The sequence below is a fragment of the Clostridium polynesiense genome (genome assembly GCF_000820705.1).
In the GTDB taxonomy this organism is placed as follows: domain Bacteria; phylum Bacillota; class Clostridia; order Clostridiales; family Clostridiaceae; genus Clostridium_AA; species Clostridium_AA polynesiense.
In genome coordinates this window covers 18,531-44,565 of the sequence record NZ_CCXI01000143.1, presented here as the reverse complement: position 1 = coordinate 44,565, position 26,035 = coordinate 18,531, and the positions used below count along the sequence as shown (strand labels likewise).

At 31.6% G+C, this 26,035-nt stretch carries 23 protein-coding genes; 14 read left to right on the top strand and 9 right to left on the bottom strand.

Annotated features, from left to right (window positions below):
- Window positions 1-116 precede the first annotated feature (116 nt).
- The gene (dusA, locus tag TA89_RS15520) at window positions 117-1,148 is read right to left on the bottom strand and encodes a tRNA dihydrouridine(20/20a) synthase DusA (protein WP_040214692.1); all 1,032 of its coding nucleotides are present in this window, start codon (window positions 1,146-1,148) and stop codon (window positions 117-119) included.
- A 426-nt stretch (window positions 1,149-1,574) separates the two neighbouring features.
- Between dusA and TA89_RS15515 the strand changes: the two genes are divergently transcribed.
- The 3 genes from TA89_RS15515 to rlmH all read left to right on the top strand — a co-directional run bounded on the left by TA89_RS15515 (window position 1,575) and on the right by rlmH (window position 2,929).
- The gene (locus TA89_RS15515) at window positions 1,575-1,886 is read left to right on the top strand and encodes an MGMT family protein (protein WP_040214691.1); all 312 of its coding nucleotides are present in this window, start codon (window positions 1,575-1,577) and stop codon (window positions 1,884-1,886) included.
- Window positions 1,887-2,082: 196 nt separating this feature from the next.
- Complete coding sequence (locus TA89_RS15510; RefSeq protein WP_040214690.1) at window positions 2,083-2,439, top strand: MmcQ/YjbR family DNA-binding protein; 357 nt, start codon at window positions 2,083-2,085, stop codon at window positions 2,437-2,439.
- Between the two features lie 10 nt (window positions 2,440-2,449).
- The gene (gene rlmH / locus TA89_RS15505; RefSeq protein WP_040214689.1) at window positions 2,450-2,929 is read left to right on the top strand and encodes a 23S rRNA (pseudouridine(1915)-N(3))-methyltransferase RlmH; all 480 of its coding nucleotides are present in this window, start codon (window positions 2,450-2,452) and stop codon (window positions 2,927-2,929) included.
- Here the strand turns inward: rlmH and TA89_RS15500 are convergent.
- Together TA89_RS15500 and TA89_RS15495 are read right to left on the bottom strand one after the other, a co-directional pair.
- Window positions 2,901-4,544 carry a recombinase family protein gene (locus TA89_RS15500; protein ID WP_040214688.1) on the bottom strand — a complete coding sequence of 548 codons (1,644 nt, stop codon included), beginning with the start codon at window positions 4,542-4,544 and terminating at the stop codon, window positions 2,901-2,903. The genes rlmH and TA89_RS15500 overlap by 29 nt on opposite strands.
- 28 nt (window positions 4,545-4,572) lie before the next feature.
- Window positions 4,573-4,761, bottom strand: a complete 189-nt coding sequence (locus TA89_RS15495) for a hypothetical protein (protein ID WP_187119321.1) — start codon at window positions 4,759-4,761, stop codon at window positions 4,573-4,575.
- A 272-nt stretch (window positions 4,762-5,033) separates the two neighbouring features.
- Here TA89_RS15495 and TA89_RS15490 point away from each other — a divergent pair, with 272 nt between their 5' ends.
- Window positions 5,034-5,315 (top strand): hypothetical protein, encoded by a 282-nt coding sequence (locus tag TA89_RS15490; RefSeq protein WP_040214686.1) that lies wholly within the window; start codon window positions 5,034-5,036, stop codon window positions 5,313-5,315.
- A 42-nt stretch (window positions 5,316-5,357) separates the two neighbouring features.
- Here TA89_RS15490 and TA89_RS15485 read toward each other — a convergent pair whose 3' ends face one another.
- Entirely contained in the window at window positions 5,358-8,993 is a 3,636-nt protein-coding gene (locus TA89_RS15485; protein WP_040214685.1) for a YobI family P-loop NTPase, read from the bottom strand.
- Between the two features lie 627 nt (window positions 8,994-9,620).
- On the opposite strand from TA89_RS15485, the gene TA89_RS15480 reads away from it, so the two are divergent.
- The 4 genes from TA89_RS15480 to TA89_RS15465 all read left to right on the top strand — a co-directional run bounded on the left by TA89_RS15480 (window position 9,621) and on the right by TA89_RS15465 (window position 14,288).
- Complete coding sequence (locus TA89_RS15480) at window positions 9,621-10,448, top strand: ParB/RepB/Spo0J family partition protein (protein WP_040214684.1); 828 nt, start codon at window positions 9,621-9,623, stop codon at window positions 10,446-10,448.
- Between the two features lie 575 nt (window positions 10,449-11,023).
- Window positions 11,024-11,854 (top strand): tyrosine-type recombinase/integrase, encoded by an 831-nt coding sequence (locus TA89_RS15475; protein ID WP_187119320.1) that lies wholly within the window; start codon window positions 11,024-11,026, stop codon window positions 11,852-11,854.
- A 125-nt stretch (window positions 11,855-11,979) separates the two neighbouring features.
- Complete coding sequence (locus tag TA89_RS15470) at window positions 11,980-12,363, top strand: hypothetical protein (RefSeq protein ID WP_040214682.1); 384 nt, start codon at window positions 11,980-11,982, stop codon at window positions 12,361-12,363.
- Window positions 12,364-12,497: 134 nt separating this feature from the next.
- Window positions 12,498-14,288 carry a hypothetical protein gene (locus tag TA89_RS15465; RefSeq protein ID WP_040214681.1) on the top strand — a complete coding sequence of 597 codons (1,791 nt, stop codon included), beginning with the start codon at window positions 12,498-12,500 and terminating at the stop codon, window positions 14,286-14,288.
- Between the two features lie 416 nt (window positions 14,289-14,704).
- Here the strand turns inward: TA89_RS15465 and TA89_RS15460 are convergent, their stop codons facing one another.
- Entirely contained in the window at window positions 14,705-14,908 is a 204-nt protein-coding gene (locus tag TA89_RS15460) for a hypothetical protein (RefSeq protein ID WP_040214680.1), read from the bottom strand.
- Between the two features lie 303 nt (window positions 14,909-15,211).
- Here TA89_RS15460 and TA89_RS15455 point away from each other — a divergent pair, with 303 nt between their 5' ends.
- Together TA89_RS15455 and TA89_RS15450 are read left to right on the top strand one after the other, a co-directional pair.
- Window positions 15,212-15,811, top strand: a complete 600-nt coding sequence (locus TA89_RS15455; RefSeq protein ID WP_040214679.1) for a hypothetical protein — start codon at window positions 15,212-15,214, stop codon at window positions 15,809-15,811.
- Between the two features lie 117 nt (window positions 15,812-15,928).
- A complete protein-coding gene (locus tag TA89_RS15450) occupies window positions 15,929-16,951 on the top strand; it encodes a hypothetical protein (RefSeq protein ID WP_040214678.1) in 1,023 nt (340 codons plus the stop codon).
- Between the two features lie 195 nt (window positions 16,952-17,146).
- Here TA89_RS15450 and TA89_RS15445 read toward each other — a convergent pair whose 3' ends face one another.
- From TA89_RS15445 to TA89_RS15425, 4 genes are all read right to left on the bottom strand, one after another.
- Window positions 17,147-19,171: an FtsX-like permease family protein gene (locus TA89_RS15445; protein WP_040214677.1), complete on the bottom strand. Its 2,025-nt coding sequence runs from the start codon at window positions 19,169-19,171 to the stop codon at window positions 17,147-17,149.
- Window positions 19,161-19,928 carry an ABC transporter ATP-binding protein gene (locus TA89_RS15440; protein ID WP_040214676.1) on the bottom strand — a complete coding sequence of 256 codons (768 nt, stop codon included), beginning with the start codon at window positions 19,926-19,928 and terminating at the stop codon, window positions 19,161-19,163. Before TA89_RS15440 ends, TA89_RS15445 begins: the two co-directional genes overlap by 11 nt.
- A gap of 420 nt (window positions 19,929-20,348) precedes the next feature.
- Window positions 20,349-21,362: a sensor histidine kinase gene (locus tag TA89_RS15430; protein ID WP_040214675.1), complete on the bottom strand. Its 1,014-nt coding sequence runs from the start codon at window positions 21,360-21,362 to the stop codon at window positions 20,349-20,351.
- The gene (locus TA89_RS15425) at window positions 21,359-22,027 is read right to left on the bottom strand and encodes a response regulator transcription factor (RefSeq protein WP_040214674.1); all 669 of its coding nucleotides are present in this window, start codon (window positions 22,025-22,027) and stop codon (window positions 21,359-21,361) included. Before TA89_RS15425 ends, TA89_RS15430 begins: the two co-directional genes overlap by 4 nt.
- 261 nt (window positions 22,028-22,288) lie before the next feature.
- Between TA89_RS15425 and TA89_RS15420 the strand changes: the two genes are divergently transcribed.
- The 4 genes from TA89_RS15420 (at window position 22,289) to TA89_RS15405 (ending at window position 26,033) form a co-directional block, all read left to right on the top strand.
- Window positions 22,289-23,122: a MurR/RpiR family transcriptional regulator gene (locus TA89_RS15420; RefSeq protein WP_040214673.1), complete on the top strand. Its 834-nt coding sequence runs from the start codon at window positions 22,289-22,291 to the stop codon at window positions 23,120-23,122.
- A 106-nt stretch (window positions 23,123-23,228) separates the two neighbouring features.
- Window positions 23,229-23,693, top strand: coding sequence for a PTS sugar transporter subunit IIB (locus TA89_RS15415; protein WP_040214672.1), 465 nt, complete (start codon window positions 23,229-23,231; stop codon window positions 23,691-23,693).
- 20 nt (window positions 23,694-23,713) lie between these two features.
- Window positions 23,714-25,321 (top strand): PTS system mannose/fructose/sorbose family transporter subunit IID, encoded by a 1,608-nt coding sequence (locus tag TA89_RS15410; RefSeq protein WP_040214671.1) that lies wholly within the window; start codon window positions 23,714-23,716, stop codon window positions 25,319-25,321.
- 1 nt (window position 25,322) lies between these two features.
- Window positions 25,323-26,033: an N-acetylmannosamine-6-phosphate 2-epimerase gene (locus TA89_RS15405; RefSeq protein ID WP_040214670.1), complete on the top strand. Its 711-nt coding sequence runs from the start codon at window positions 25,323-25,325 to the stop codon at window positions 26,031-26,033.
- Window positions 26,034-26,035 lie beyond the last annotated feature (2 nt).

The following is a 26,035-nucleotide window of genomic DNA, read 5'->3' as shown; positions in this document are numbered from 1 at the left end:
TAAAGTCAGAATTATAGTCAACGAAATAAGGGTTATATTACTGTAAACAAAGTATTACAACCCTTATTTTCACATTACTATTATTGAGTCTTTATTCCATATAAAAGCTCAAATTTTTATACTTCATCCAAAACCTCCTGAGGGAGCTCCTTTAAAGAAATCCTTAAAAGCTCTGAGGCTTTAATATTGTGAGAGGCAGGAGTATTGAGTATCTGCTTCCACCTTTTACTTCCTCTTTTTCCAAGAAATAATCCATCCATATGTCCTATGGCATAGTAGGCATTTTCACCTTTATCCTGGCAGAGCTCCGCATAAGAAATAAACTCCTCTATTATCTGTCTTCTTGTAAGTTTTGAAGAAGAACTTTCTCCATAAATACTATCTACATACTTCATAACGAAAGGATTATCCCTTGCCAATCTTCCTATCATAACAGAGTCAACCTTATCCAGCTGAGCCTTGATTTCTTCTATGGTCTTAAAGCCGCCGTTAATCTCTATGCTAAGCTCAGGAAATTCCTCCTTAAGCCTGTAGACCTCCTCATATCTTAAAGGAGGTATTTCTCTGTTTTCCTTAGGACTAAGACCCTCAAGTATGGCTATCCTTGCATGGATGGTATACCTTTCTGGTTTAGCCTCCCTTATTACGGAAACAAAGTGGTGCATATCCTCGTAGGTGTCAAAGAGGGTTCTTTTAAAGTCTGAAGGAAGGATATTCTTTCCGTCAATACCTATGCGGTGCTTTACGGTAACAGGTTTATCTGTATACTCTTTAATGGTGAAAAGCATATCCCTTACCAGTTCAGGGTATGCCATGAGACAGGCTCCCATAAGATTTCCCGATACCCTGTCTGAAGGACACCCTGCATTTAAATTTATCTCATCATAATCCCAGTTTTTTATTTTAGGCATAGCTTTTTTTATCTGCTCCACTGAGCTTGCTGCTATCTGAAGTGCTACAGGATGCTCTACAGAATTAAAGGCCAAAAGCTTTTCTTCATCCCCGTGATATATACCCTCACAGGTAATCATTTCAGTATATAGAAGAGCTTTTTTAGTAAGAAGTCTCATAAAATATCTAAAATGCTTATCCGTTACATCCACCATAGGAGCAATACTCACCTTGGGAGGAATAATTAAATCGTGCATAGTATGTGCTACACCTCCTTATAAAAATTCTATAGCTAATGCTTTCCCTTATACCTTCATTTATATACTTTTTAATAGCTAAGATATAAGGAATATTTTATATTTTATTACTTTGCAAATCACTTTTATTAAATTATAATAACCTTATTAAATATGATAAAGAGTTTATTGAGAATTATTTTCATATGTAGTATAGCGGAAAAATAAAAGTACGTCAAAAGATAAATGGAAAGATAGTTAAAAATTAAAAATTAAAAGTTAAAAATGAAGGAGGTTTTTCTGGGAGGGGATTCAGAAAAACTTTGGATTTGGTATTTTCTGCTGGGGCCAGAAAAGCAGTATAAGGATGATATCAAGATATTTAGAGAATTAATTAAAATATAGAATGTGAAATTAAGATAGAAGTTTAAGGGATAGGTGAGGTTTGTGAAGGATTTTTATAGAAGGGTTTATGAGGTTGCAGCAGGAATACCTAAGGGCAAGGTTATGACTTACGGTCAGATTGCAAGGCTTATCGGCGAGCCGAGAAGCGCCAGAATAGTTGGATATGCTATGAAGTCTATTCCTGAAGGAATGAAAATACCTGCCCACAGGGTGGTTAACCGTTTAGGAGAAATGGCTCCGGATCATGTTTTTGGTTCAAAGGAGCTTCAGAGGGAAATACTTCTTTCAGAGGGAGTTATTTTTAAAGAAAATGGATGGGTGGATATGGAAAAAAGCCAATATAAAACAATTTGAAATTAAAAATACAAAATTAAGAAGATAATTTAAAATTAAAAATTATAAATGAAGAAGGTTTTTCTGGGTGGGGATTCAGAAAAACTTTGACTTGGTATTTTCTGCTGGGGGCAGAAAGGTTTTAGAATAATTGAAGGTAAACATAAGAAGGTTAAAAGGGGTTTGTTAGAATAATCATGGAAAAGGGTGGTTCATTATGAATTTAGAGATATTAAGAGAGTACTGTGCAGGCAAAAAAGGGGTTACGGAAAACTTTCCTTTTGATGAAGAAACCTTGGTTTTTAAGGTAGGATCTAAGATGTTTGCATTAACTAATATAAATTCTGCTGAGTTTTCTGTAAGCTTAAAATGCGATCCCTTCATGGCTCAGGATTTAAGAAGGAACTATGCCGCCATTAAGCCCGGGTATCATCTTAATAAGGAGCACTGGAATACCATAACTATAGACGGAAGCATAGAGGATAAGATGATATATTTTCTCATAGATCATTCCTATGATTTAGTTTATAAAGGACTTAAAAAAGCAGAAAAGGAAGCAATCAGTAAGGAATAGGGGAGATTCAATGAACATTACAGTAATATCCGTAGGAAAGCTTAAAGAAAAATATCTGAAGCAGGCTATAGAGGAATACAGCAAAAGACTTCAGAGATACTGCAAACTGGAAGTTATAGAATTAAACGATGAAAAGACACCGGATAATGCTTCAGAAAAAGAAGAGGAGCAGATAAAGATAAAGGAAGGAAGGGCAATACTGAAGCACATAAAGGATAATTCCTATGTGATAGCTTTGGATCTAAAGGGAAAGATGATTTCCTCAGAGGAGCTTGCTTCCTTTATTCAGGGTTCAAATACTAAAGGTATAAGCAGCTTTACCTTTATCATTGGAGGCTCCTTAGGACTTTCCCAGGAAATAATCCAAAGGGCAGATTATAAGCTTTGCTTTTCTAAAATGACCTTTCCTCATCAGCTTTTTAGAGTGATGCTGCTGGAGCAGATTTATAGGGGATTTAGGATCATTGGGGGGGAACCGTACCATAAGTAGCCTCAAACGCTTTTTCAGCTTTAGGGTTATTATTGCTTATGCAATTAAGATCAGTGTCAGTAATCCGCAGTATTATTGATTCGGTGGTTCTTTCTGAAATGTCATTAGAAGCTCTGATTTTTATCTCTCCTATTAGAGAATGAATCAGGGCTTTTTGATGTTCGAATGGTGCTCTGTCAAAGTTTATATCAAAATTCTTTAATACTTTAGATACTTTATTGAGATCGAAAGCTGTGTTATTTAGCTTGGCTATCTGAATTGATAATTTACCGCTTTCTGATTTAAGCTTTTCTACTTCTGTATTTATTTTAGAAATATTTTCTAGGATTTTGTCTTTTTTAAGTGTTTTGAGTATTTCGTCATCTATCATAAGTGCATAGTATTTATCCTCATCGCTATTTAATTTAGATATTTTTTTGTTAATATTAATTATTTTATCTTTAATTTTTTGAATATCTATGTCATCATTCAGTCGGTGAATTAGCAATTCTGGCAGATTAGGGTTCTGCACAAATTCTTTTATCCGTTCTAAAACCTCTTTTTCTAGTACGTCTGCGTTTACTAGGTTTGGACGGCACATACCTTTTTTATTTGCCCACCTGCTGCATACGTAGTACCTATACCAGATTTTACTTCCATCTGATTTTCTAGTTCGCTGTGTTCTGTGCGATATCATACTAGATCCGCATTCGGGACATTTTCCGAGACCGCTTAATAGGTATCTAATATTTTCCAGTCTGCTTGCTGTATATAATTCACACTGATGCTTACGCCTCTCCTGGGTTTGAGTCCACAGCAAATCATCAATAATAGCTTCGTGCTGTCCTTTAGCCAGTACATAATTTTCGCTCATACCTTTTCGCCTTTTTTTGCTCCAATCACTGTAGAGGCCCCATCTAATATAACCATTATAAGTTGGATTATCAAGTACCTGCTGAATTGATTGGTAGCTCCATCCTTTTCCCATTCTGGTAGGATATTTTTCTGGCTCGCTGTTAAGTATTCTGCAGATTTTCGAATAGCCGTAGCCTTTATTAGTATAGAGGTTAAATATGGTGCGTATTATTTCTGCTGACTTATTATCTATAATAAGTCCCTTTCCGTCTTTGTTATTAATGTATCCATATGGTGGAGTTCCACCATTTGTTAGACCGTTTTTGGCTCTCTGCTTCATGCCATTTTTGGACTGCTCTACAATATTATCTCTTTCCATTTCTGCAAAAATGCCTGCTAGGTAGAAGAATGATTTTCCCAATGTGCTGAATGTATTAATTTGATCTGTAATAGTTATTAATCCAGAGTCGCAAGCTTGCAGATACTCCAAAATTTCAACTAAATCTAACATGTTTCTCGAAATTCTAGATAGTTTCCAAGCTATAATTGCATCAATTTTATTTTCGGAAATTTCCTTTAACATCTGCTTAAACTGCGGTCTTTCTTTAATAGTTGTACCGCTTATACCTGCATCTTCATATTCACCAACTATATTATAATTATTATTACTGCAGTATTTTATGAGATCCGATTTTTGCGCTTCGAGTGAAAATCCTTCAACTTGCTCTTCTGTAGAAACTCTAGTATATAGGACCACATTTTTAACTTCTCTTTTTATCATGATATCACAACTCCTTTCAATTCAAGACTTAAATTATATTCAGCAGCTTTGCGTGATGAATATAATATGTATAAAGCGCCTCTGCAGAAGATACAGAGGCTCCTGAATATATAATGTTGCTTCTTACGATTTCGGCTAGACAGTCTAAAAAATTTTCTATATCATTAGCTGCTTCAGTTTCAGTTAGTAATTTAAGAAGATTATCCAATATTATCAACTCCTTGTATTAATATAGCAACTCCTCCTTTATAAATTTATTTTTGTTTGCTGTAATTAATTATAGATTGGCAAAAATCAAAAGTCTAATTTTACTCTCATAATCGAAATCCCTAATGAGATAAAGCTGCCATTATTACAATTAATTGTAATAAAATCAAAATTTATATATACTAATTATATTAGAAAAATAATATTGTAGTGGATGAGGAGAATAATAATGGGGTGTTTTACTGTTTCTGAAGTAACAGAGTGTTTCGAGTTTGCAAAAAAATGCGCGGAAAGCATAGACCAGATTTTAAAGGAGGTTCAGGAAGAAGTGAACAAGAGATTTTTCTGAATGATTTTCAGGGAAAGCTTGGAGAAATAGCTGTTAGAAAAGAAATAGAAGATAAATGGCCGTATGCTGTATTTGAAGGAGACATTGATTTTCAAGATTATGACAGAGGTGTTTGGGATAATTATGATCTTAAAGTAAATGGTAAGTATTTAAGTATTAAAACAGTTAAACATTTTTCTATTGTCTTGATGATAGATAAACTCTATAATTATTAAAAACAAGAAGCCATGTACTATAACAGTACATGACTCTAAATTTTAGAGAAGCTCGGTGGCAATGCTTTTAGATAATCTTTGTCTAATTATTTTATAATATCCATGTTTATCAGTATGTTCTTTGAAATCTAATAGCCATTTACGGTTTTTTAGAGCAGCCAACAACTCTGTATTCGTTTCGTTAATAGGAAATTTTGGTCTGCTGTTAGGCTCGAAGATTTTTAAATAATTATTAAGCCCAAGTATATCTAAATGCTTTTTGAAGCTATCTATAGTTAGCCTTGGCACCATTAATATAAATAACCGAATCTTTTTTTCCGTTTCTAGCTCATCACTGTATAGTAAGTCTTCTAACAATAACATTGATATATCTTCTGTTTCATATACTTCGGATATATTACTGATTGCTAGGTCAATTATTGTCTGTTGAATAGACTCATCCCATTCTTCATAAGAACTTAAAAGTTCTTCTAAATCTTGATGCTCAAAATTGTGGTTAAGAATATGCTTTGTAATTGGAGTTGAATATTCTTTGCCAATCACTGAAATAGCATCATTGGAGAAGTTCAAAATTTTAATCTTTATCGATTCTTCAATATCCCAGGTAAGGATTTCAATTGCCTCATTTATATCGAAAAAATCCTCGCTCATAGTATCAACATATCTAATGATATTCTTCTGTATAAAGTGGAATAAATTATCTTTATACTTCTCTCTGATAAAACCAAGATTTTCAGTATTCATTTCAACCGTATTGGTATCAATGATAATATTCATTTTTTCTGTAGAAATATCCTCGAAGTAGAACTGATTATAGTTATATCCAATTGAACTTAAAATTTGCTTATATTTATCGTTATCTATATTTTTACATACAATCACTGAATCGAAGAACTTACTTACTATGCCTTCATCGCAAATTGATTCAACATTAGTAAAATCTAAAGTACTTTCACCACGGTTAATAAATAATACAATAGTATCATCTACAACTTTTATTTCACTATAGTAGGAAAGAATATTTTCTATGTTATACAATGGTAAATCTCTATCAAATAGTATCCCCCATAAAGATTGGTCTACAACAGAATTGATGGAAATAATTTTGGTTGATAATACATCAATATATTTTGTCTTCCATCCTGGTAAGATGTTCTCGTTATTTAAAAGAAGAAGTGCAGCATTTTCGTCATCACATATTACTCCTTCACTTGAATCAATGATTAAAGCAAGATATTTTTCGATATTATCTTCAATATACTCGGCTAATGGATATCCTGTTTGTAATAGGACTGTAGTGTAATTTTTATGCACTATATTATCATCTGATGTAACTCCATGCATTTTTTTAAGCATCAAGGAAATGTTTTCAAAATTGATCTGATATAATGATTCTCTATAAACTTCTTCAAATAATTTTTTATTTGCACTATCATAGTTAATACTGAAAAATGAAACATCCAGCAGCTTAAATTTGCTGATTAGAATATCAACTTTAGGCTCATCAATACAGAGATAGTCTGCGTTGTGTGAAATATACGTAGTTAAAAAATCCTCCTCATTCATTCTTTTCAAAGTACTTTCATCTGAATAATAGAGTGAATTAATAATGTAAATACAGATCTGATTTTTATTTAATAACTGATTATTCCAGGCACAAGAGATCATTTGCGGCCATTGAATGTTCAGCTTTTTTACGAATTCCCCAATTTCATCTATATCAGTATTAAGAAAATCTTCAATAAACTTAAAATTAGATGTTTTCTTGAGTTGGTTTAGAAGTATATCAAGATACACCTCGTAGCTGGTATCTCGAAGTAAGTACTGAATTAAATCAAAGTTCAATACTTCTTCTTGGTCAAAATGCTCTAAATAAAGGTAGTCTAGTACAAGTCTAGGATTCTTGAGTTTATATGTATACCCCTTTGCCTTTTTTTCTAAAACACTGCGTAAGAAAGTCTTGTCTGCAAAAGAAATACTGTTCCCCCGGAAGTATGTCATATAGTCAGGATAGGTTTCATTTATCTTCCCATGGCTAACAAGGTACTTTAATAAAGCGAAGTAATCGTTTCCCCTAACTTCTTCAAACTTGTTGATTTTCCCAATGTCATTGATGCTTGTTACACTGAATATAGAATCGATATTATCTCTGGTTATAATATCTTGAAGAGGTTTGGTTTGGATAAGTGCAAGCTCCTGTTCAAGGTGTAATATCTCTTGTTCTAGCGATAGTGTAGTCCTATTCTTTTTATTTATAATTATCTGATTGCGACGATCATAATCTAATTGATCTTCTCTAGTAAGACCACTATATCCACGATAAGAAAAGCTACCTTTCCGATTAAAAAGCAAATCCAGTTCTTCCTGGGTTACAAGAATTTCATCATTTATTGATTCAAGTTCCTTTTTCTTTTCATTAATTAAAGCATGAATCTTTTCAACTTTGGTACTTATGAACATATCTTTTTTATTAAACAATGTGAATATAAAACCTCTGCCTAACTGTAGGTCACTAAAATCCCTTGGAAAGAGATTTTTATAAGTTATAATAGCCAACATTTTATCATAATCCAGATCAGTTGTATTAAGACGATTAAAGTAAATCACGAATTCGTTATAGATATTTTTCAGCAAACGCATATCATCAACATATAAAGAGAGTTCTTTCAAAAATTTATTATCTAGCTTATCAAAATATCCACCCTTTTTAAAAAACTCTATAAATTCATCATAGGAATTAGAACCATCTACAACAGGAATAACAGGAACTATATAATCAAAAAATTTTGTTCTGTCTTTTGAAATAAAAATATCATCACGAAGTAAATAGAAAAATCGCAAAGGATCCTTTTTTTCTTTTTGCAGCTGAATGTTTACTAATGTATTTACTTCTCGCAACCTTTCAAATATCAGATTAGAATTAAACCTATCCATATCTTCAAATACAATTACATTAGATTCTGAATTTTTAAATAGGTATAGGACTTCATTAAGATATTTATCAAAATAAGAATCATTATTCTCCCCAAGTATTTCTAATTCAGCCCCCTGAAAAATAAATTTTTTAAAAATATTTTTGTTCTTCTGGATTTGAATAAATGAATATACAAAATAGAATAGCACACAAAAACAGATAATTCCGCTTATTAAGCGCGAGCTTGAAGTAGTGGAGAAGTATAGTGATTCGTAAATAAAATCGTCAGAAAAATCAGCTACGAAATTACTCCATGTATCAAAAAGAAATAAGTGTAATCCACATAGAAAGGCTGCCATTAAAAGAGCCGTGCTTAAAAAGACCTCTTTTCGGCTGATTTTCCTTTTTACTCTAAAATTAGTTTGCTTGATTTTCTCCACAGGAATCCGATGAATCAGTTGATTTAATATTCTTCCTTCTATAGCAGATTCATTAAGGAGAGGCTTATCACCTTTTTTTGATGGGTTATTATCACTTTCAGGTGATTCAAAATGTGCAAGTGAGATATGTATAAATTTTAGATGGGGGTACTTTTTTTTATAGGTAGCTAGAAGACTGCTTTTACCCGAACCATAAGCTCCTGAAATAGCTATATTTCTAATGCTTTGCTCATTAAAAATAAAGTTTAATGAATCCTCATAAACTTCTAATATAACGTCATCTACAGGTGCAAGATTTTGAAAATTATATTTGATGTCAGACACTCTTTCACATCCTTTTTATTCAGACTTTTTGGTTATTTAATTATACCATATATTTACTTATATTCTAATTTTAAAAGCATTGTAAATAAAGAAACGATGCAACTTCAGTTACATCCTTTCTTGAAGAAAATTTACTATTATATATTAAATTTATCTTTTCAATTTGGAACCTTATAAAGAATGAATGTATTGGCATGTTAATCAATACCTTTAGATATAATTAAAGTGAAAAATGATATATATAATTCTCAAAAATAAACTCCATGAATTCATCATAAGGTTATTATTTGTTCTAAAAAGCAATACAAGAAATAATAATATTGTTTTATTCAGTTAAAATATAATTTACAAAAGTAATTAGGCTTATTTAATTGCTTTGCTTATATTTGGAATGGTTTGGGTTATATATGAAATTGAATGACAATATGGAATATATTTAGATAAATACAATAGTTAGTAAGAGTAAAAAAGGACTGTTATAATATTTTTTGTTTATAATACTAATATTAAGGATTATAAAGAAAAATAGCGCATTTATAATATAAATTAGAATAAAAAAGCTGTATGGACAAATAAGGTTGTATTTAGTAGTATATAGGCATAAAAATCTTAAAGGATGAGGTAATTATGGAGATACTACAAAAAGTAATTAATATTTACAAAACAGACGATTATCAAAAATTCTTCACTAGCAGTATATATAATAGACAGGTTTCAAAAAAATCAAAATACAATAAAATGTATAAAAGTATCAAAAATATTGGACAAATAGAACCTATACTCGTTAAAAACTATGAAAATAAATATATAATAGTAGATGGTCAGCATAGATTTGAATGCTGTAAGAATCTTGGGATACCTGTTTTGTTTTATATTGATAATGATGTAAATATGACAGAGCTGCTTAATGGGCATACAATATCTATATCATTTAAGTCGCTTGATTTTGTAGGAATAGCATCAAGCAGGCAGATACCTATTTTTATGCTTATAAATAGGCTATTTAGTTCACAAGATAATAAATTACAAATTACATCTTTAATTGAAATTATTTTTACGTTTATAATAAATGATGAAAAAACAATATTTAGAAATTCAATTTTCTACAATCAATGTATCGATAATTACGAGGAAGCCTTTAAAAAATATAACAGACCTATAGAGGATAGCAAAATGAAAGGCATCCAGGAATTTATATGCTTAATGGATGAATTAGCAGAAATTTTAGAGATTAAAAAAAATCTTAAAGTTAACTTGTGTAGACAAGCGCTTATATATCATTTAGACCATAAAGAATATGGAGTATCATTTAAGACCATAATCAATTTTTTGAAAGCTGAAAAACCGACTAAATTTGCCTACTGCACATTATTAAGAAATGCAACAAAGGACACTGAATTTAGGAGTTTATTTCAAGAGATAGCTGCAAAAATTAATAAAAATAGTAGTAAATAAACAATACGTTATAATTTAAGAAGACTGCCTAAGGCAGTCTTCTTCTTTCGTATATTTCACAATTAAATTATAAGTAATTGTTATTATAGTAGATCATAATAAATATAAAAATTTACTTGAATTACGTAAAAATCATGATTTATGCTACAAACATACTATAAATATAGTTAATTGGTAGAGGAAAGAAGGAGGATTTGAGGCTGAATATAACAGCCTAGTTTGTACTACGTAAATTAACCTAGTATTAATTTAAGCTGAATTTAAGCTTATCGACACAATATTGTTTTTAGGACTGGAACATGAGTGTTTTTTTGTACTGCTGTAATGTGCAGTATATTTGCTGAACGGATAAGTCCTGTTTTATTCAATATAAGTGTAGGGTGTAAGGATTAACGGGTTGACAGACCCGTTAATCCTTATACATAAGACTGAAAACGAGAAGAATAAGGAGAAAAACAGAGGTAATTATATAAAATACGTTAATAAACACAAATAGATAGAGGTGATAGCATATGGGGAATCATAATCTCGGATATCAAATACAGACTGCTGTAGACTATGCCTTTCGACCAGGAATGGATAAGCATGCAGCAAAACATAATGGACAATCTATGGGAATAATATGCAGTTTTAATGAAAAGCGCTCGCTTCAGGAAGTAGCCTATCAATTTAAGGACTACATGAAGGATAACTACCCACATATTAAGATGCTGAAAGATGTTAAATCAGATCACTGGCAGGCATTTCTTAACGAAAAATCTAAAACCTGCAGTACCGCAACATTAAAAAATTATGTAAGCAGAATCCATAAGATTGAACACCTATGTAGAAATAAGTTTAGGATTACGAGTAACTGGCGAAATGAAATTCTTACACCGCAAAGTAAAAAAACTCCTACAGGTGATAAATTAAGAATCCAAACAATGGGTAAAGAAGACTTGGAAAAGGTATTAGACTATGGTTATAAACATTGTACATCAAAGGCAATACCAGCGATTGAGCTCTGCTATAGGTTCGGATTAAGAGACGCTGAAACTTCACGGCTTACGGTTGATTGTGTAGACTTTGATAAGGCGCAGCTGCGAGTTGTGGGTAAAGGTGGGAGGTGCAGGTATCTAGAGATAAAAAAAGATGATGTTAAAATTTTAAAAACATTATGCGTCGGAAAAATAAATAAAGATAAGTTAATTGAAATTAAAGCAGACAGCATTAACCAACAGCTTAACCGAATTTTAAAAAAACTAAATTTGAAAAATAAATATCCCCTTACTGGTATCCACGCAATTCGAAAATTAAGAGCTCAAGAGCTGTGGGATGAAAAGAGAAAGCAGGGGTATACAAAAACCATACTATGGACTACGTTAGTCATTATCTCGGACACGGAAAAGGACGATATGATATTATAAATACCTATGTTCACAACCAGAATTAATAAATATTCAATACTTCAAATTTTTGTTTTAAATACTTGAAATTATAAAAAATGATGTTCTATATTTCTCTTAATGGATTAAAGAGAGGTGATATCATAATGAAAAATACAAAAGGTATAAGTAATTTCTTTGCCTGTGACGATGAAAAAAGAAAAAAAGTGGGTAGGAAGATACCCGAAATCATTAAGGAAACTAGAGAGATTGCAGGTACAGAAAATGGCAAATCATTAGAACTCACTAACTGTAAGGCGTGTAAGTTAATAGTTGATAATGAAGCATATGAAGAGAAAGATTTTAAAAAGCTATTTCCGAATCGATATAGTTCGTTCAATATTAAGAAGACTTTTAGAAACAAAGGGTTAAAAGAAAAGGCTGTATTTGAAGAGATATTATATTTCTATTTCCCAACTGATCTGCTCCTAGAACATGATATAAAAGTCGTGTGCCGTAAGAAAATGTTAGAAATAACGTATGTATTTTAACAAGTACCATTATTGAAGTAAATGGCTCAAAGATTTACCAAACCCTTTCATGTGTGTTTTAAAGCCTGTAATAATATCAATATTACAGGCTTTAAAAATTCACTGTACATATTTTACGAAAGGGGATGATATGTATGGTGAACAAAGAAGAAATAGCGGAATATATAATACCGATAAATAAGGTTCCCATTTTAGATGAAAATCAAATTAATAAACAAGCAGAAAAAATTATTGAGTTTTTACAAGTTATTTATCCTTTTTTATCTCAAGATAGTAAAACATGGATAGATGGCTGTATAGAACTCCGTCCACTTCAAAGATCTGGAAAACACGCTTTTGTTCGAAGTTATAATGCTTGGTGCTTGTCTGAAAAAGACATTCAATTACTGAAGGATTTTTTAAGAGAATTAAACGGTAAGCAATTTTGTTTGTACTATTCTGTTTATGCATTTGATTACCACAAAGATGTAATTGATATAAGGACTAAAAAGCCAAAACAAAAGGGAAGAATTAATTCTCATAACTCAATATTTACCACAATTCTAGCTGCAGATTTTGACCACATGAACTTTAATGAATTTTATGTAGAAAAGAAAAAGCTTAAGGAAGCTGGTATAGATAGCATTGATATTTTTACTGGGCATGGGTTTCAAACAATAATATTGTTAAATAAAAAGATATATGATAAAGAGATTTTAAAAAAATTTACCCTACTGATGCTGGATAAAGGTTTTAAAGTTGATCCTAAAATTATAGATTCAGCGAGAATACTACGCCTTCCATACACATACAATTGTAAGGCTTGTAGCGAGAAAACTGAATATTACGATCCAGTAGAGCCAAATATAATACCAACTACAGTAGTTAACTGGACTACAAGTAGGTATTCTACTGAAGACGTATTTGAAAAACTTAATGCTCTACCAAATATGTCTGATTTATCATCATCAAATAAGGATGTAAGAAAGAAAAAAGATAGTAATGAAGCAAGTACTTACAAGTCAGTAAGCACTACAGAAACAAAAATAAAGGTAGAGGATGCAAGAACTTTATATGCTGATTTACTTGATATTGATTTGCTACCTTACCCAATCCAAAAAATGCTGTTTGGAACATCTGAAGGGATGAGAAACAGCGTGATGATGTTTCTGGTTCCATTCTTGAAGAATAGTTTGGGGATTAATATAAAAATTATAAAACAGATAATGTGCATTTGGGGTCGGCGCTGTGTACCAGAGTTAGAAGAAGCAGTTATTAATAGTGAGGTGGATAGGATATATAGTTATAATTTTAAGGGGAAGCATGGAGCATATACGTCAGAACTGCGGGAGCACTATGGATATATTGAGTTTAATAGGTACAAGCGAGATAACAAAATTATCATATCTAATGATTTATTTGAAGACTATAATATAATAAGTGATAGTGCTGTAAAACTATATTTGGTGCTTAAATTAATAAATAAGACAGATGGGATTATGGAGTTTACAAAAACTGATGTCATGAAATATGTGGGGATAAGCGGAAGTACTTTTAATAGAAATATACAATTTCTATTAAAATTGGGATATATAAATAAGAAGCGGACGAATAGGAGGTGTAGGGAAGGATATGTTTATTACTTGAACCCATATTTTTCATCGACAAGGGGATACACCTGTCTAGAGAATGCTGCGGTTAAATTATTGATAGATAATTTAACCGATGGAGAAACCAAGCTCTACACATATATGTGTTATATGATAGGGAGTAACAATGGACAGCAGTGTTGGGCAAGCCAAAAATACCTTGCACAAAAAATTGGCAAAAAGGATCATAGTGCAGTTAGCAAAATGACTGATAGCATGCAGGAAAAACATTTTATAAGGAAAACAACGTGTGAAAAAGATGGGATACTGCACTGCACATATAACCTAAATTATTAATATATAGAAAAAAAGGACTCTACTATTTAGTTGAGTTCTTTTTTTATCCTTATTAAATGTCATTTATTCACATACCCATTTTTTCTTATAAGTCATATAAATCAGTGCTTTGAAAATATTAAATGTCATCTAATCACACTAATAATATTACAGGAGAGGAAAAGCGAGGAGGGAGGTTTTTAAAAAAATGCCTATTGCTGACTAGTATTATAAGTTGATAGTTGATTCTAGCTGTAAGTGTTATAAATTGTTGTGAGATTGTTATATCGTAGTATATATTAAAATATATTCATTTTTGAATAAATAAAGGATTTTTTAGGAGAATAATAGACTAAATGAGGAATAAAACTATAAAAAGATTAAGTAAGACTATGTATAAGTAGAAACCTACAAGGTTCCTACTTGCGGTATATAGATTAAGAAGAATTGCGTTCTACCCAGATTGAGAAATTAGGTGTAAAATCTGCTGTTCTAGGATTTTGGAATGGCGTTCCAACTATAATTGTTCTTCCCCAGAAACTGGTTTTAAAATACTTTTTATAAATCCTGTCATGGTCATAACTTCTGTACAAAAAAATTACTTTTAAAAAGCCAAATACCTTAATAATATGTTTATTCACGGAAAAACCTCCTTATTTATCTTGAATAATTGTTTTATATTTATATAGTTAAATAAGTAAATGAACATAATCAAGTATTTAATATATGGGAGAGCGTTCTCTTTCCGCACACCACTAAAACTTGACTACGAATTATTTCCCATATATCATATTATTAGGATTAATAAGGAAATACAGTCAAAAGGTACAAATTTAAGAATGCGGGAGGTTATAGCTAAAAATACATAAATAAATACTTGCAAATGTAAATAATAAGCAATTATGATGTAATCATCTAATAAAATTAAAATGGGGGGATTAAAGATGAAAAAGGTTATTACTATGCTTATGATGAGCGTTATTATATTGACTACTGTTTTGCTTGGAGGATGTGGAAAATCTGATCCTGCGATTTCAAAAAAAGAGACTCCTTATACTGTTGTAGAAAATCTATCTGCTGATGGGCAAAAGGATATTAAAAACTATCTCACAGAAAAGAGTCCTGATGTTATCAAAATAAAAGAAACAACAGAAGGATATATAAAGGCTCATGCAACTGTTGATTATAAAACTACTGATGGAATGGGGACTTATGGTTATGTGAATGATGAAATTCTCAAGGAATTAAAAGAGAAAAACGATGCGGAGGAAACTATTAAGGGATTCAAGCAATACAAAGTGGTTCAGGAGTTGAACGGCCTAAAAATAGATAGCATTACTATCACTAAAGGTATGAATTTAGCAGAAATTAAAGGGACTTTTACTTTTAAATATCTTGAAGGCACTGATGATTTTTTTAAAAAATATAATAAAGAAAAAAACACACTATATCAGCAGAACTTCAGGGTACAAATGGAAAAGAAAACCGATGTATGGAAAGTATCGTTTTCGCATATAAAAGAAGAGGATTCCCCAAAAAAATAAAATTTTAGTATAACCGACTATTAGTTGGTTATATTTTTTTACATATAAATATATACTTGAAAATCAGAAAAGTCTTTTAATAAGATGATACATAGTAAGAAAATGGGGGTGAGATAGATGAATAGTAAAAAGATATTAATAATGATAGTAAGCTGTATAGTTGCTTTAAATATAGGAGTTACAACAGCAATTGCTGCACCACCGGGAAATTCTGAATCGCTTACCGGAAAAGGTAAAGATGAAATAGAAACCAGCACAGGAAGCGGCGATACTAAAGTTAATCCAGACAATGGAAAGGTTGATGTAGAATTAGGTGGTAGTTCAAAGAATCCACCATCTTCAAATAAACCAGGAAGTTCCACAGGTTCTAATAAAAATGATAAGAATCAAAACAGTAATAAGAAACCCGGAAGTAGTGGGCAGGCGGGAAAGCCTGGCGGACAGAGCGAAACTATAATACCGGGAGGTTCAGGAGAAACAGGAGGATCATCCGGTTCAGAGATTCCTGCCAACCCTGAATGGAGTATTTCAGAGGGGTGGACATGGAGCTTAAGTGAATGGGGGAACAGAAACAATTGGTTCAGTAATGGAGGTAATGGTGGAGGAGACAAACCTTGGTATGATCTTGAAGAACTTTTTGACAGAGCCAAAACCGTATTCTGGGGAGGAAAGGACCCAGTTCCACCAGTGAATCCCGAAGAAGAAGAATCTTTCGCTACAAGTGAGTCATCACACGTTTCTAAAACTGGCATAAGGAAAAATAAAAAGCTGGTTAAGTATGATTGGACTATAAGGAATAAAACCGACAGTAGCGTTCCAGTTGAAACAGCTTCAACAAAGAAGTTAAATCTTAAGTGGACAGCTAGATACACCGGTGACTACGAAGTAATTGCTAAACCTTTATGCTCATGGGATGTGGGATATGAAACCACTCACAAAGTAACCATAACAAGCAGTAAAGGAAAAGTAGTAACAAAAAGTTATACCCAATTTCATAAAACACATACTGTAACAGAATACTATACTCCAGGTATAAGAAAATACAACTTCAAGATTTCATTGAAAGACTTGAATAAACCATTTGATGTGCATCCACCAAAACAAGTACAGGTGGATGCTATAGATGAGCTTGTTGAATAATATAAGCCCCAATATTATTGGGGCTTATGTCGTATGAATAACAGCGCTATATTAAGAACGTATATTCAAATGTATGTTTGAGGTAGTTATTGATACGGGGAACCGTACCACAAATAAAGTAGACATTTATGAAAATAAATAGGAGATTATCAGAAAAGCAGGGTCATGTTGTCCCCTGCTTTTCAACTTAGCATACTAATTGCTGGTATTAACTATTCTTTTAAAGCTAAAATAAGTTGCATAAAAATATCCGCCATATATTACAATAAGCGCTAAGGCTATCATGAGGGAAGAACCTTCAAGAATACTTTTATTTTCAGACCTAAGCATTTTATTCGCTACAGTTATTCCAACCACTGAATGCATGATTGCCAAGCCTAAAGGCACCATAAAGTATATAAGGGTCTGTACTAGTATTGATTTATTTATCATCTTTTCAGTAGCACCAATTTTCTTAAGGGAATTGTATCTATGCAGACTATCGCTTGCTTCTGATAACTGCTGTAAGGCCAGTACTGCAGCACTAGATATCAAAAATACTATGCCTAAGTATATCCCTAGAAATACAATAAGCGCTGATGGACCATATACACTTGCATAAAGCTGTTCTAGTGTATTTCCATAGATAAGCATAAAGTTAGCCTTTTCAAATTTATACTTTTCAAGCTCTACGAATAAATTAGAGAATCTCTCTTTAGACTTTTCATAATTATTGCCTTGGAAGATTGCATTAAAGGACGATGCATGCGGCTTTAAGGTTCCTTCAAAGTTGTCAGGTATTATGAAATAAAGGAAATCCAAACTAGCTTTTGAACTAATTACATTATCTTTTATTGGCGCTTTATTTTTAATGCTATAAGTTTTACTCCCTATAACTGCAGAGTTTTCGTTTTTCATAAATGTATCGAAGGCATTGACCGTCTTTTCATAGTTGGATATAACTAAAATCTCATTATCCTTTAAGCTTATGGTTTGCTGTCCTAGAAGCTGTCTTATTGAATTATATTCTGAGACTTTTACAGCTGATATAGGACCATCTGTATAGTTTAACTTAAGTTCTCTTTGCTCTTTTTTGCTTAAATACTTGCTTAATAAATCGTTTAGGGAAAGCTCAAGCTTATATTCAGTAAAAAATACATGTTTTTCGTTAGGCTCAAATTTAAAGTTTGCTTTCTGAAGAGATTCTTTAATATCCTTTATCTTTTGATCTTTTATATTAATATCTAATTTAGCTGAAGCATCAAAAGAAGTATTTCCCTTAAGCATTGTATCTAGAGTGCCTTTATAACCAAACATGGTGAATAAAAGCGTAATAGTTAGAAAAAGCATAAGGCATATTGTGGTCATTGATAAAAAGTTAGTAGTTATTTTATTGTTTATTTGCCTGAATATAAATATATTTAAGTTTTTAAAATATATTTTCTTGCTATTTTGCAGCACATTGATTAAGAAGGTGGAAAGACTGTAAAAGCACAATAGAGTTCCTATAACTCCCAGCAGTATGGAGGCTATAAAAGTAGTATTATCAGGAGCTACTCCAACCTTTAACACAATGCTGTAAGCTGCTGTAAGTGCTGCTGCTGACAGAAGAAATGTAACTATTGAAACAACAGGATTTTTCAGCTTTATGTTTTCACTTTTTTTTGAAGCATTTATCATGTCGATAAGCTTATACTTAGAAATAATAATCTGATTAAACATCATCACTAGAAGAAATATTATTCCAAAGTATATGGAAGATTTAATTATTGCGTTTATTGATACAATAAATCTGTATTTATTCATATCAACTACTAAAAGCTTCGCTGTAATAACTGATAAGCCTTGGGAAATTATAATACCAAGTAAAACTCCAGCGACCAGAGACAATAGACCGATTAAAAAAGTTTCCAGTATTAAAATCCTTGAAATCTTACCCTTTGCCATACCTAAGGTCATATATATTCCTAATTCTTTTTTACGCTTTTTTATTAAAAAATTATTAGCATAAATTATAAGCCCGCCTAAAATAAAGGATACAAATACAGAGGTTCCCGCTATAAGCTTATTTAGGGTTGTTACATAAGTTTTAGTACTTTTCCCAATCTCAAGCAATGATGTCTGAGCTTCAATAGAATTAAAACTGTAGAATATGCACACGGCAAAGGTTAAGGTTAGAAAATATATAGAATAATCTTTAAAGCTTCTTTTTACATTATTCATTGCTATTTTAAAAAACATCGCTTGCATCCCCTCCAAGTAAAGTTACGACTTCAATTATTTTATTGAAGAATTCCTTTCTTGTATCATTTCCACGCATTAATTCATTAAAAATCCTGCCATCCTTAATAAACAAAATTCTGTGGGCATAGCTTGCTGTAAAGGCATCATGAGTAACCATAAGTATGGTAGCCTGAACTTCTTTGTTTAACTTTTCAAAGGAGTCTAGAAGAAGTCGTGAGGATTTTGAATCTAAAGCTCCAGTAGGTTCATCAGCCAATATAAGCGAAGGTTTGGTTACCAGGGCTCTGGCAGAAGCCACTCTTTGTTTTTGTCCTCCTGACATTTGAAAAGGATACTTTTTTAGTACATCCGTAATTTCAAGCTTTTCTGAAACTTCTTTTATAGCTGAATCTATTTTAGAAGCTTTTCTATTTTGTATAGTTAGAGCCAAGGCTATATTCTCGTAAGCAGTCAGGGTATCTAAAAGATTAAAATCTTGAAAAATAAATCCTAATTCATCTCTTCTAAATTCCTCTAAGCCCTTTGACTTAAGAGTTGTAATATCTTTTTTATTTATAACAATATGTCCTGTTGTAACAGTATCAATAGTTGAAATACAATTTAAAAGAGTAGTCTTACCGCTGCCTGAGGGCCCCATTATACCAACAAACTCTCCCTTATCCACTTTGAAAGAGATATTATCAATAGCCTTAGTAACATTCCCTTTGTTTCCATAGTACTTTTCAATTTTTTCAACACTCAATATATTTTCCATATATAATTCCTCCATCACTCTATAATTACCTTTGGCATTTTTCATGCCAGCTTTTTGCTTTTTTCAGAAAAATAAACTGTATCATTTGGTTAAGGGGCAGTAGCTTTTCCCTTGTCATCTATACTTTTAGTTAGTGGGATCTCTTTGATTTTAGGACCATTAAAGTATTTATAGGAAGCGCCACCCCCAACAATTATAAGCATACCTGCTAGTATAGGTATTAGTAGTTTTTTTATAGTAAATTCCTCCTTGTATATAATGAATTGCAGCTCTCATATATTAATGTTCTGTCTACAGTTTTATCTTACTAGAGTTTTTCATAGATACATATTCGTTTATATTTCACTAAAGTTACATTTTTGTAATGTAAAAAAAGGATTCACAGCACCGCAGCAAGCAATAGCTATAAATCCTTTAAGATCAATTCAACAAATTATTTCTTCCTATGGGAAAGATAATACTGACATTTGTACCTTCGCCAGCTTGCGAAGTTAAAGTTAGACCTAACCCAAGCTGATCACAAAGCGTCTTACACAAAAAAAGTCCAATACCGGTAGACCTTCTAAGTTTTCTGCCATTTTCTCCAGTAAAGCCTTTCTCAAAAACTCTGTTTATATCTTTATTTATAATACCTATTCCATTATCTTCAATTTTAAGTACTATGTTGTTTTCATTTCTAATAGAATATATTTTTACTTTACCTACCTTTTCCTTGGAGTATTTAATGGAGTTTATAATTATTTGATTTAATATGAACTCAAGCCACTTGGTGTCACTATATACTGAACCTTCTACACCTTCAATATCAATAGATATTCTCTTGTTTATAAAATCCCTTGAATTCCTTTTAATCACGGACTTAACAAGAGAAGCTAAAGAAATCTCTTTAATAATGTAATCTTTGCTCACATTATTACTTCTAGAGTAGTATAATACCTGTTCTATGTAACTTTCAATTGTCTTAATCTCATAAGCAATATTTCTTGTAATCTCATTTTGGTTGTTTTCAATAATTAGTCTTGTAGAGGCAATGGGAGTTTTTATCTCATGAACCCAGGTTTCTATATACTCCCTATACTCACTATGCATATCTCTATATTCTTTTACATGTTCATGCATGTCTTTATTAGCCACTTTTAATAAATTATATATAAATTTCCCTTCTGTAAATCTAGGTTTTTTTATGACTTCAGAGAGCAAATATTTTTTATCCAAGCTATCTATTACATCTGCTAGCTCAGTATAAAATCTGCTTAGTTTAGTATATTCCAAAGTTATAAAGGAAAGTAGGGGAAGAAACCATATGCAAAAGGTTAAGAGAATTATATTGGCACGAATACCAATAAGCAGCATAATGCCGCAAATAATAAGGAACAGTATAAAATTAATAAGCAAAAATACAAATCTATCTTTTAAATAATCTTTTATACTCATGGCATTATATATCCTAACCCGCGTCTAGTTTCAATATTATCTTTCATTCCAACTTCTTCGAGCTTTTTTCTTAGTCTTGTAACATTTACAGATAAAATATTATCATCCACAAAAATTTCAGAACTCCACATAAAGTCCATTAAATCATCTCTAGATACAATCTTTCCTTTATTTCTAATCAAACATGATAGGATTTTAAGCTCATTTTTTGTTAGCTCTGCAGTACTGCCTTTATATGTGATAGTGCCATTTGATAAATTAAGCTTTAAGTCATTGTAAGAAATTATGTCCTGGGTGTTGGAACCTTCAATTCTTCTTAATATAGATGCGATTCTTGCCAAAAGAATTTGAGTATTATAGGGTTTTGTGATAAAATCATCAGCTCCTAAATTCATACTCATAAGTTCATCCATTTCGCTATCCCTGCTTGTAACCATTATTATTGGGACATCAGAACTTTTTCTTAATTCTCTACATATGTGATATCCATCGAATATAGGCAGGTTTATGTCTAAGAGTACCAAATCCGGTGCTTCTCCAAGAGTATAATCAATAATATTTTCAAAGCTTGTTGGAGCAACAACATAATAACCATATCTTGTTAGAAAGGTACTAAGTTCCCTCCTTATAGTATCGGTATCTTCTATAATAATAATCTTTGCCATAGATTTACTCCCTTTGTTAACAAATATTGTATTAAAGCTATTATAATTGATTATAATCATTACTGCAAAAAACAATCATTAAGGGATTTTTTTTTTATTAAGATATAATGTAAAATATACTTATATTTTAAGGGGGAGACTATGTAAGTACTGATAGATAGAGATGATTCTTTTATGTGTGATTTAGTAACATTTTTTAATAGCTAAATTAATAAGGAAAAGTAGGATTGTAATAAATCAGACAAGAAAGGTGATGTTATAATGAGCGTTTTGATAAAGCTGAGGGATAATAAAAGTTTACCTGAGGCAGAATCTCAGGTGAGGGATTATATACTAAAAAAACCCCATGAAGTATTAGAACTTACCAGTAAAGAATTGGGGGAAAAAACATATACATCTGCTGCTACTGTAGTAAGATTATGCAAGAGGATGGATATAGGCGGCTTTAATAAGTTAAAGCTTCTTATAAATCAAGAAATAAAGTATTTTGAAAGTAAAAATATTGAAATATTGGATTCAACATCAATAAGGCAGACTGACAATATTAAAGAAATAATTGAAAAATTAAACACTATAAATACCCAATCTATTGAAGAAACTTCCATATTAATTAATACTGAAACCCTAAGTACGGTAGTACAGTTAATTAAAAATGCAAGGATTCTTGATTTATATGGTATAGGCAGCAGCCATATAATTGCTTTGGATGCAACATTTAAATTTACTAGAGTGGGTAAAAATGCTATTAACTTTGCTCTATATGATCGTCAGTATGTACAGGCGGTGAATAGTACTCCTGAGCATTTCGCTTTATTATTCTCTTATTCAGGAGAATCAAAACAAATGCTTGATATAGCTCAAATATTAAAAGATAATTTTGTCAAAACAGTATCTATAACCTCCAGCAGTGAAAATAGTTTATCAAAATTATGTGATTATAATCTTTATGTTAGTGATAAAGAAAGCAAATTTAGAAGTGGTGCAATTTCTTCCCGTACAGCATCTCTTCATGTAGTTGATATTTTATATACTGTTTACTGTAATTATGATTATGAGAATACCTCTCACAAAATACATAAAACACGAATTGAATAATAGCTAATTTCAAATGATGAAATGGCGTTTCATATTAGTGCTATTTCATTGAATCGGATGAAAGAAAACGTTATACTAATGACAAACGAAACAAGGAGGATAGGAAATGATAACAATAGCAAGAATCGATGAGAGACTTATTCATGGACAAGTTGCCTTTGCTTGGTCAGTACAATATCCAAGTGATGCAATATTAGTAATTGATGATGAGGTTTGTAAGGATAACTTTCAGAAATCATTATTAGAAATGGCAACACCACTAGGAATGAGATGTTTTGTAAAAAATCAAGAGGATGCTACTGAATTTCTAAAGAAGCATCAAAAGAAAAAAATATTCGTTGTTGTTAAGAGTCCAAAACCCTTACTGCATATAGTTAAAAATGGTGTAGAATTGAAGGAAATTAATGTTGGAGGATTATACCACAAGGAAGGCAGAGAACAGATATCTAACACTGTTTTTTTGGATGAAGAATTAAAAGACATATTTAGACAATTAAAATCTGAAGGAGTCAAGTTGGAAATTAGAGCAACTCCATCAGATAGGTCCATTGATTTAGAAGAAAAACTATAAGATAGGAGAGGGAAAAAATCGTGAATACAGTTACAGTGGTATTATTAAGTATTTTTATTGCTATTTTAATGGTTGAGAATTATGGTTATGGATATTGGATGATATCAAGACCAGTGGTAGGGGGAGCTATAGTTGGTCTATTAATGGGAGATATAACAACTGGGTTGATCGTAGGTGGTAGTGTAGAATTAATGTATATGGGAATTCTTCCTATTGGAGGAAGCGTACCTCCTAATGCACAGATTGCGGGTATGTTATCAACGGTATTTGCCATTGCCAATGGTGGTAACCCTGAAATAGGTATTGCACTTGCTTTACCAATTGGTATGCTTGCACAGATATTAATTATGTTAGCATGGAACATAAATATTTTCTTAATGCATATAGCAGATAAGTATTTACAAAAAGGTGAAATCAGAAAAGTTGAGTTAATTCATTTATCAGGTCTAATTACTTTCTTTATTGTATTCTTTATACCAACTTTTTTAGCTATAAACTTTGGTAGTGAATATGTTAATCAAGTAGTTAATAGTATGCCGGCAGTATTAGTTGAGGGATTAAAGGTAGCCTCAGGTATCTTACCAGCAGTTGGTATGGCTATGTTATTAAAAATGATGAACTTTAAAAAATATTGGTCTTTCTTCTTAATAGGATTTGTATTTGCAGTATACTTTAAAATAAATGTTTTGGCAGTTTCATTAATTGGGGTAGGTATAGCTGCAGCAGTGTTTACTCTCAGAGGAGATAGTAAAAAAGCAGAAGCTGATGATTTTGATGACTTTGATGATGAAGAGGAAGAAATTGAAGATCCAATGAAAAATGTTGGAGGAATTCTAACTAAGAAGGAATTAGTTAAGACATATATTAGAAGCTTCTTTAGCATGACAAGTATTAACTATGAACGATATACATCATTAGGTTTCTGTTATGCTATGATTCCAGCTCTTAAGAAATTATATCCAAATCAAGAAGATTTACATGAAGCGTTATTAAGACATAATGAATTCTTTAATTGTCATCCATATACAGGAAATGCTATTCTTGGAGTTTCTCTTGCTTTAGAGGAACAAAAAGCTATGGGAAAACCAATTACTGCTGAAGCAATTTCATCTGCTAAAGCTGCATTAATGGGACCACTTTCAGGAATTGGAGATTCAATATTTAAGGCAACCTTCATGACAATATTTGCTGCTATAGGTGCTGGTATGGCTTTAGAAGGAAATGTTCTTGGCCCTGTAGTATTCTTAGTGCCTAACGTTGCACTAAATGTTCTTTCCAGATGGTATTTCATAAAGTATGGACATAAGCTCGGAACATCTTTAGTAGCTAAGATGAAGAGTACTGATATATTAGAAAAATTTGTTGAAGGAGCTACCATAGTAGGAATGATGGTGGTTGGAGCTATGATTGTTTCCTTTGTTAAGATTAATATCGCTTATGTATGGGTGTTTGGAGGAAAAGAAATAGTAGTTCAAGATTTAATTAATTCGATAATACCTTCTTTATTACCAGTATTAGTTGTACTTGGATTTTACAATATCTTAAAGAAAAATAAAAAGGGAATGTATATTTGTGTACTTGCTAGTTTTATTTTAGGGATATTAGGAAAGGCAATAGGGATGTTCTAGTATGAAAAATAATGTTATGAAAAAAATAGAAGGTGGATTAATTGTATCTTGCCAAGCTAGAGTTGGCTGGCCAATGTATGGATGTGAAATTATGGCTGCTTTTGCTAAAGCAGCGAAAGAAGGAGGAGCTGTTGGAATAAGGGCTACAGGTGCTGATAATATAGCTGCAATTAAAAAAGTAGTGGATTTGCCTGTAATAGGAATAAATAAAGAATGGCATGAGGGGTATGATGTATATATTACACCAACTTATAAAAGTGCTGAATCCATTTTAAAAACAGGTATTGATATAATAGCCCTAGACGCGACTTCAAGAAAAAGACCAAATGATGAGAAGTTTGAAGATATAGTAAAAAGAATTAGGGAAAATTATCCTGATGTATTAATTATGGGAGAAGTATCTACAGTACAAGAAGCAAAAAACATATTACCTTTGAATTTAGATATAATTAGTACTACTTTAAGCGGTTATACAGAAGCTACAAAAGATATAAAAGAAGTTAATATTAAGCTTATTGGAGATATAGTTGCTATAACAGATACTCCTGTAATAGCAGAGGGAAAAATTAATACTGAGGAAGATGCTATAAGGGCCTTAGAGGCTGGAGCACATACAGTAGTAATTGGTACAGCTATTACAAGACCAGAAATTATTACAAAAAAATATGTAGATAAGATAAATGATTATAATATAGTTAAAGAAGAGGAATAAAC

Coding starts and splice junctions, on each gene's coding strand:
- dusA (WP_040214692.1), bottom strand. CDS start 1,148: ATGCACGATTTAATTATTCCTCCCAAGGTGAGTATTGCTCCTATGGTG.
- TA89_RS15425 (WP_040214674.1), bottom strand. CDS start 22,027: ATGGCAAAGATTATTATTATAGAAGATACCGATACTATAAGGAGGGAA.
- TA89_RS15415 (WP_040214672.1), top strand. CDS start 23,229: ATGATAACAATAGCAAGAATCGATGAGAGACTTATTCATGGACAAGTT.
- TA89_RS15450 (WP_040214678.1), top strand. CDS start 15,929: ATGAATAGTAAAAAGATATTAATAATGATAGTAAGCTGTATAGTTGCT.
- TA89_RS15455 (WP_040214679.1), top strand. CDS start 15,212: ATGAAAAAGGTTATTACTATGCTTATGATGAGCGTTATTATATTGACT.
- TA89_RS15510 (WP_040214690.1), top strand. CDS start 2,083: ATGAATTTAGAGATATTAAGAGAGTACTGTGCAGGCAAAAAAGGGGTT.
- TA89_RS15500 (WP_040214688.1), bottom strand. CDS start 4,544: ATGATAAAAAGAGAAGTTAAAAATGTGGTCCTATATACTAGAGTTTCT.
- TA89_RS15440 (WP_040214676.1), bottom strand. CDS start 19,928: ATGGAAAATATATTGAGTGTTGAAAAAATTGAAAAGTACTATGGAAAC.
- TA89_RS15475 (WP_187119320.1), top strand. CDS start 11,024: ATGGATAAGCATGCAGCAAAACATAATGGACAATCTATGGGAATAATA.
- rlmH (WP_040214689.1), top strand. CDS start 2,450: ATGAACATTACAGTAATATCCGTAGGAAAGCTTAAAGAAAAATATCTG.
- TA89_RS15490 (WP_040214686.1), top strand. CDS start 5,034: ATGCGCGGAAAGCATAGACCAGATTTTAAAGGAGGTTCAGGAAGAAGT.
- TA89_RS15465 (WP_040214681.1), top strand. CDS start 12,498: ATGGTGAACAAAGAAGAAATAGCGGAATATATAATACCGATAAATAAG.
- TA89_RS15430 (WP_040214675.1), bottom strand. CDS start 21,362: ATGAGTATAAAAGATTATTTAAAAGATAGATTTGTATTTTTGCTTATT.
- TA89_RS15480 (WP_040214684.1), top strand. CDS start 9,621: ATGGAGATACTACAAAAAGTAATTAATATTTACAAAACAGACGATTAT.
- TA89_RS15445 (WP_040214677.1), bottom strand. CDS start 19,171: ATGTTTTTTAAAATAGCAATGAATAATGTAAAAAGAAGCTTTAAAGAT.
- TA89_RS15405 (WP_040214670.1), top strand. CDS start 25,323: ATGAAAAATAATGTTATGAAAAAAATAGAAGGTGGATTAATTGTATCT.
- TA89_RS15470 (WP_040214682.1), top strand. CDS start 11,980: ATGAAAAATACAAAAGGTATAAGTAATTTCTTTGCCTGTGACGATGAA.
- TA89_RS15420 (WP_040214673.1), top strand. CDS start 22,289: ATGAGCGTTTTGATAAAGCTGAGGGATAATAAAAGTTTACCTGAGGCA.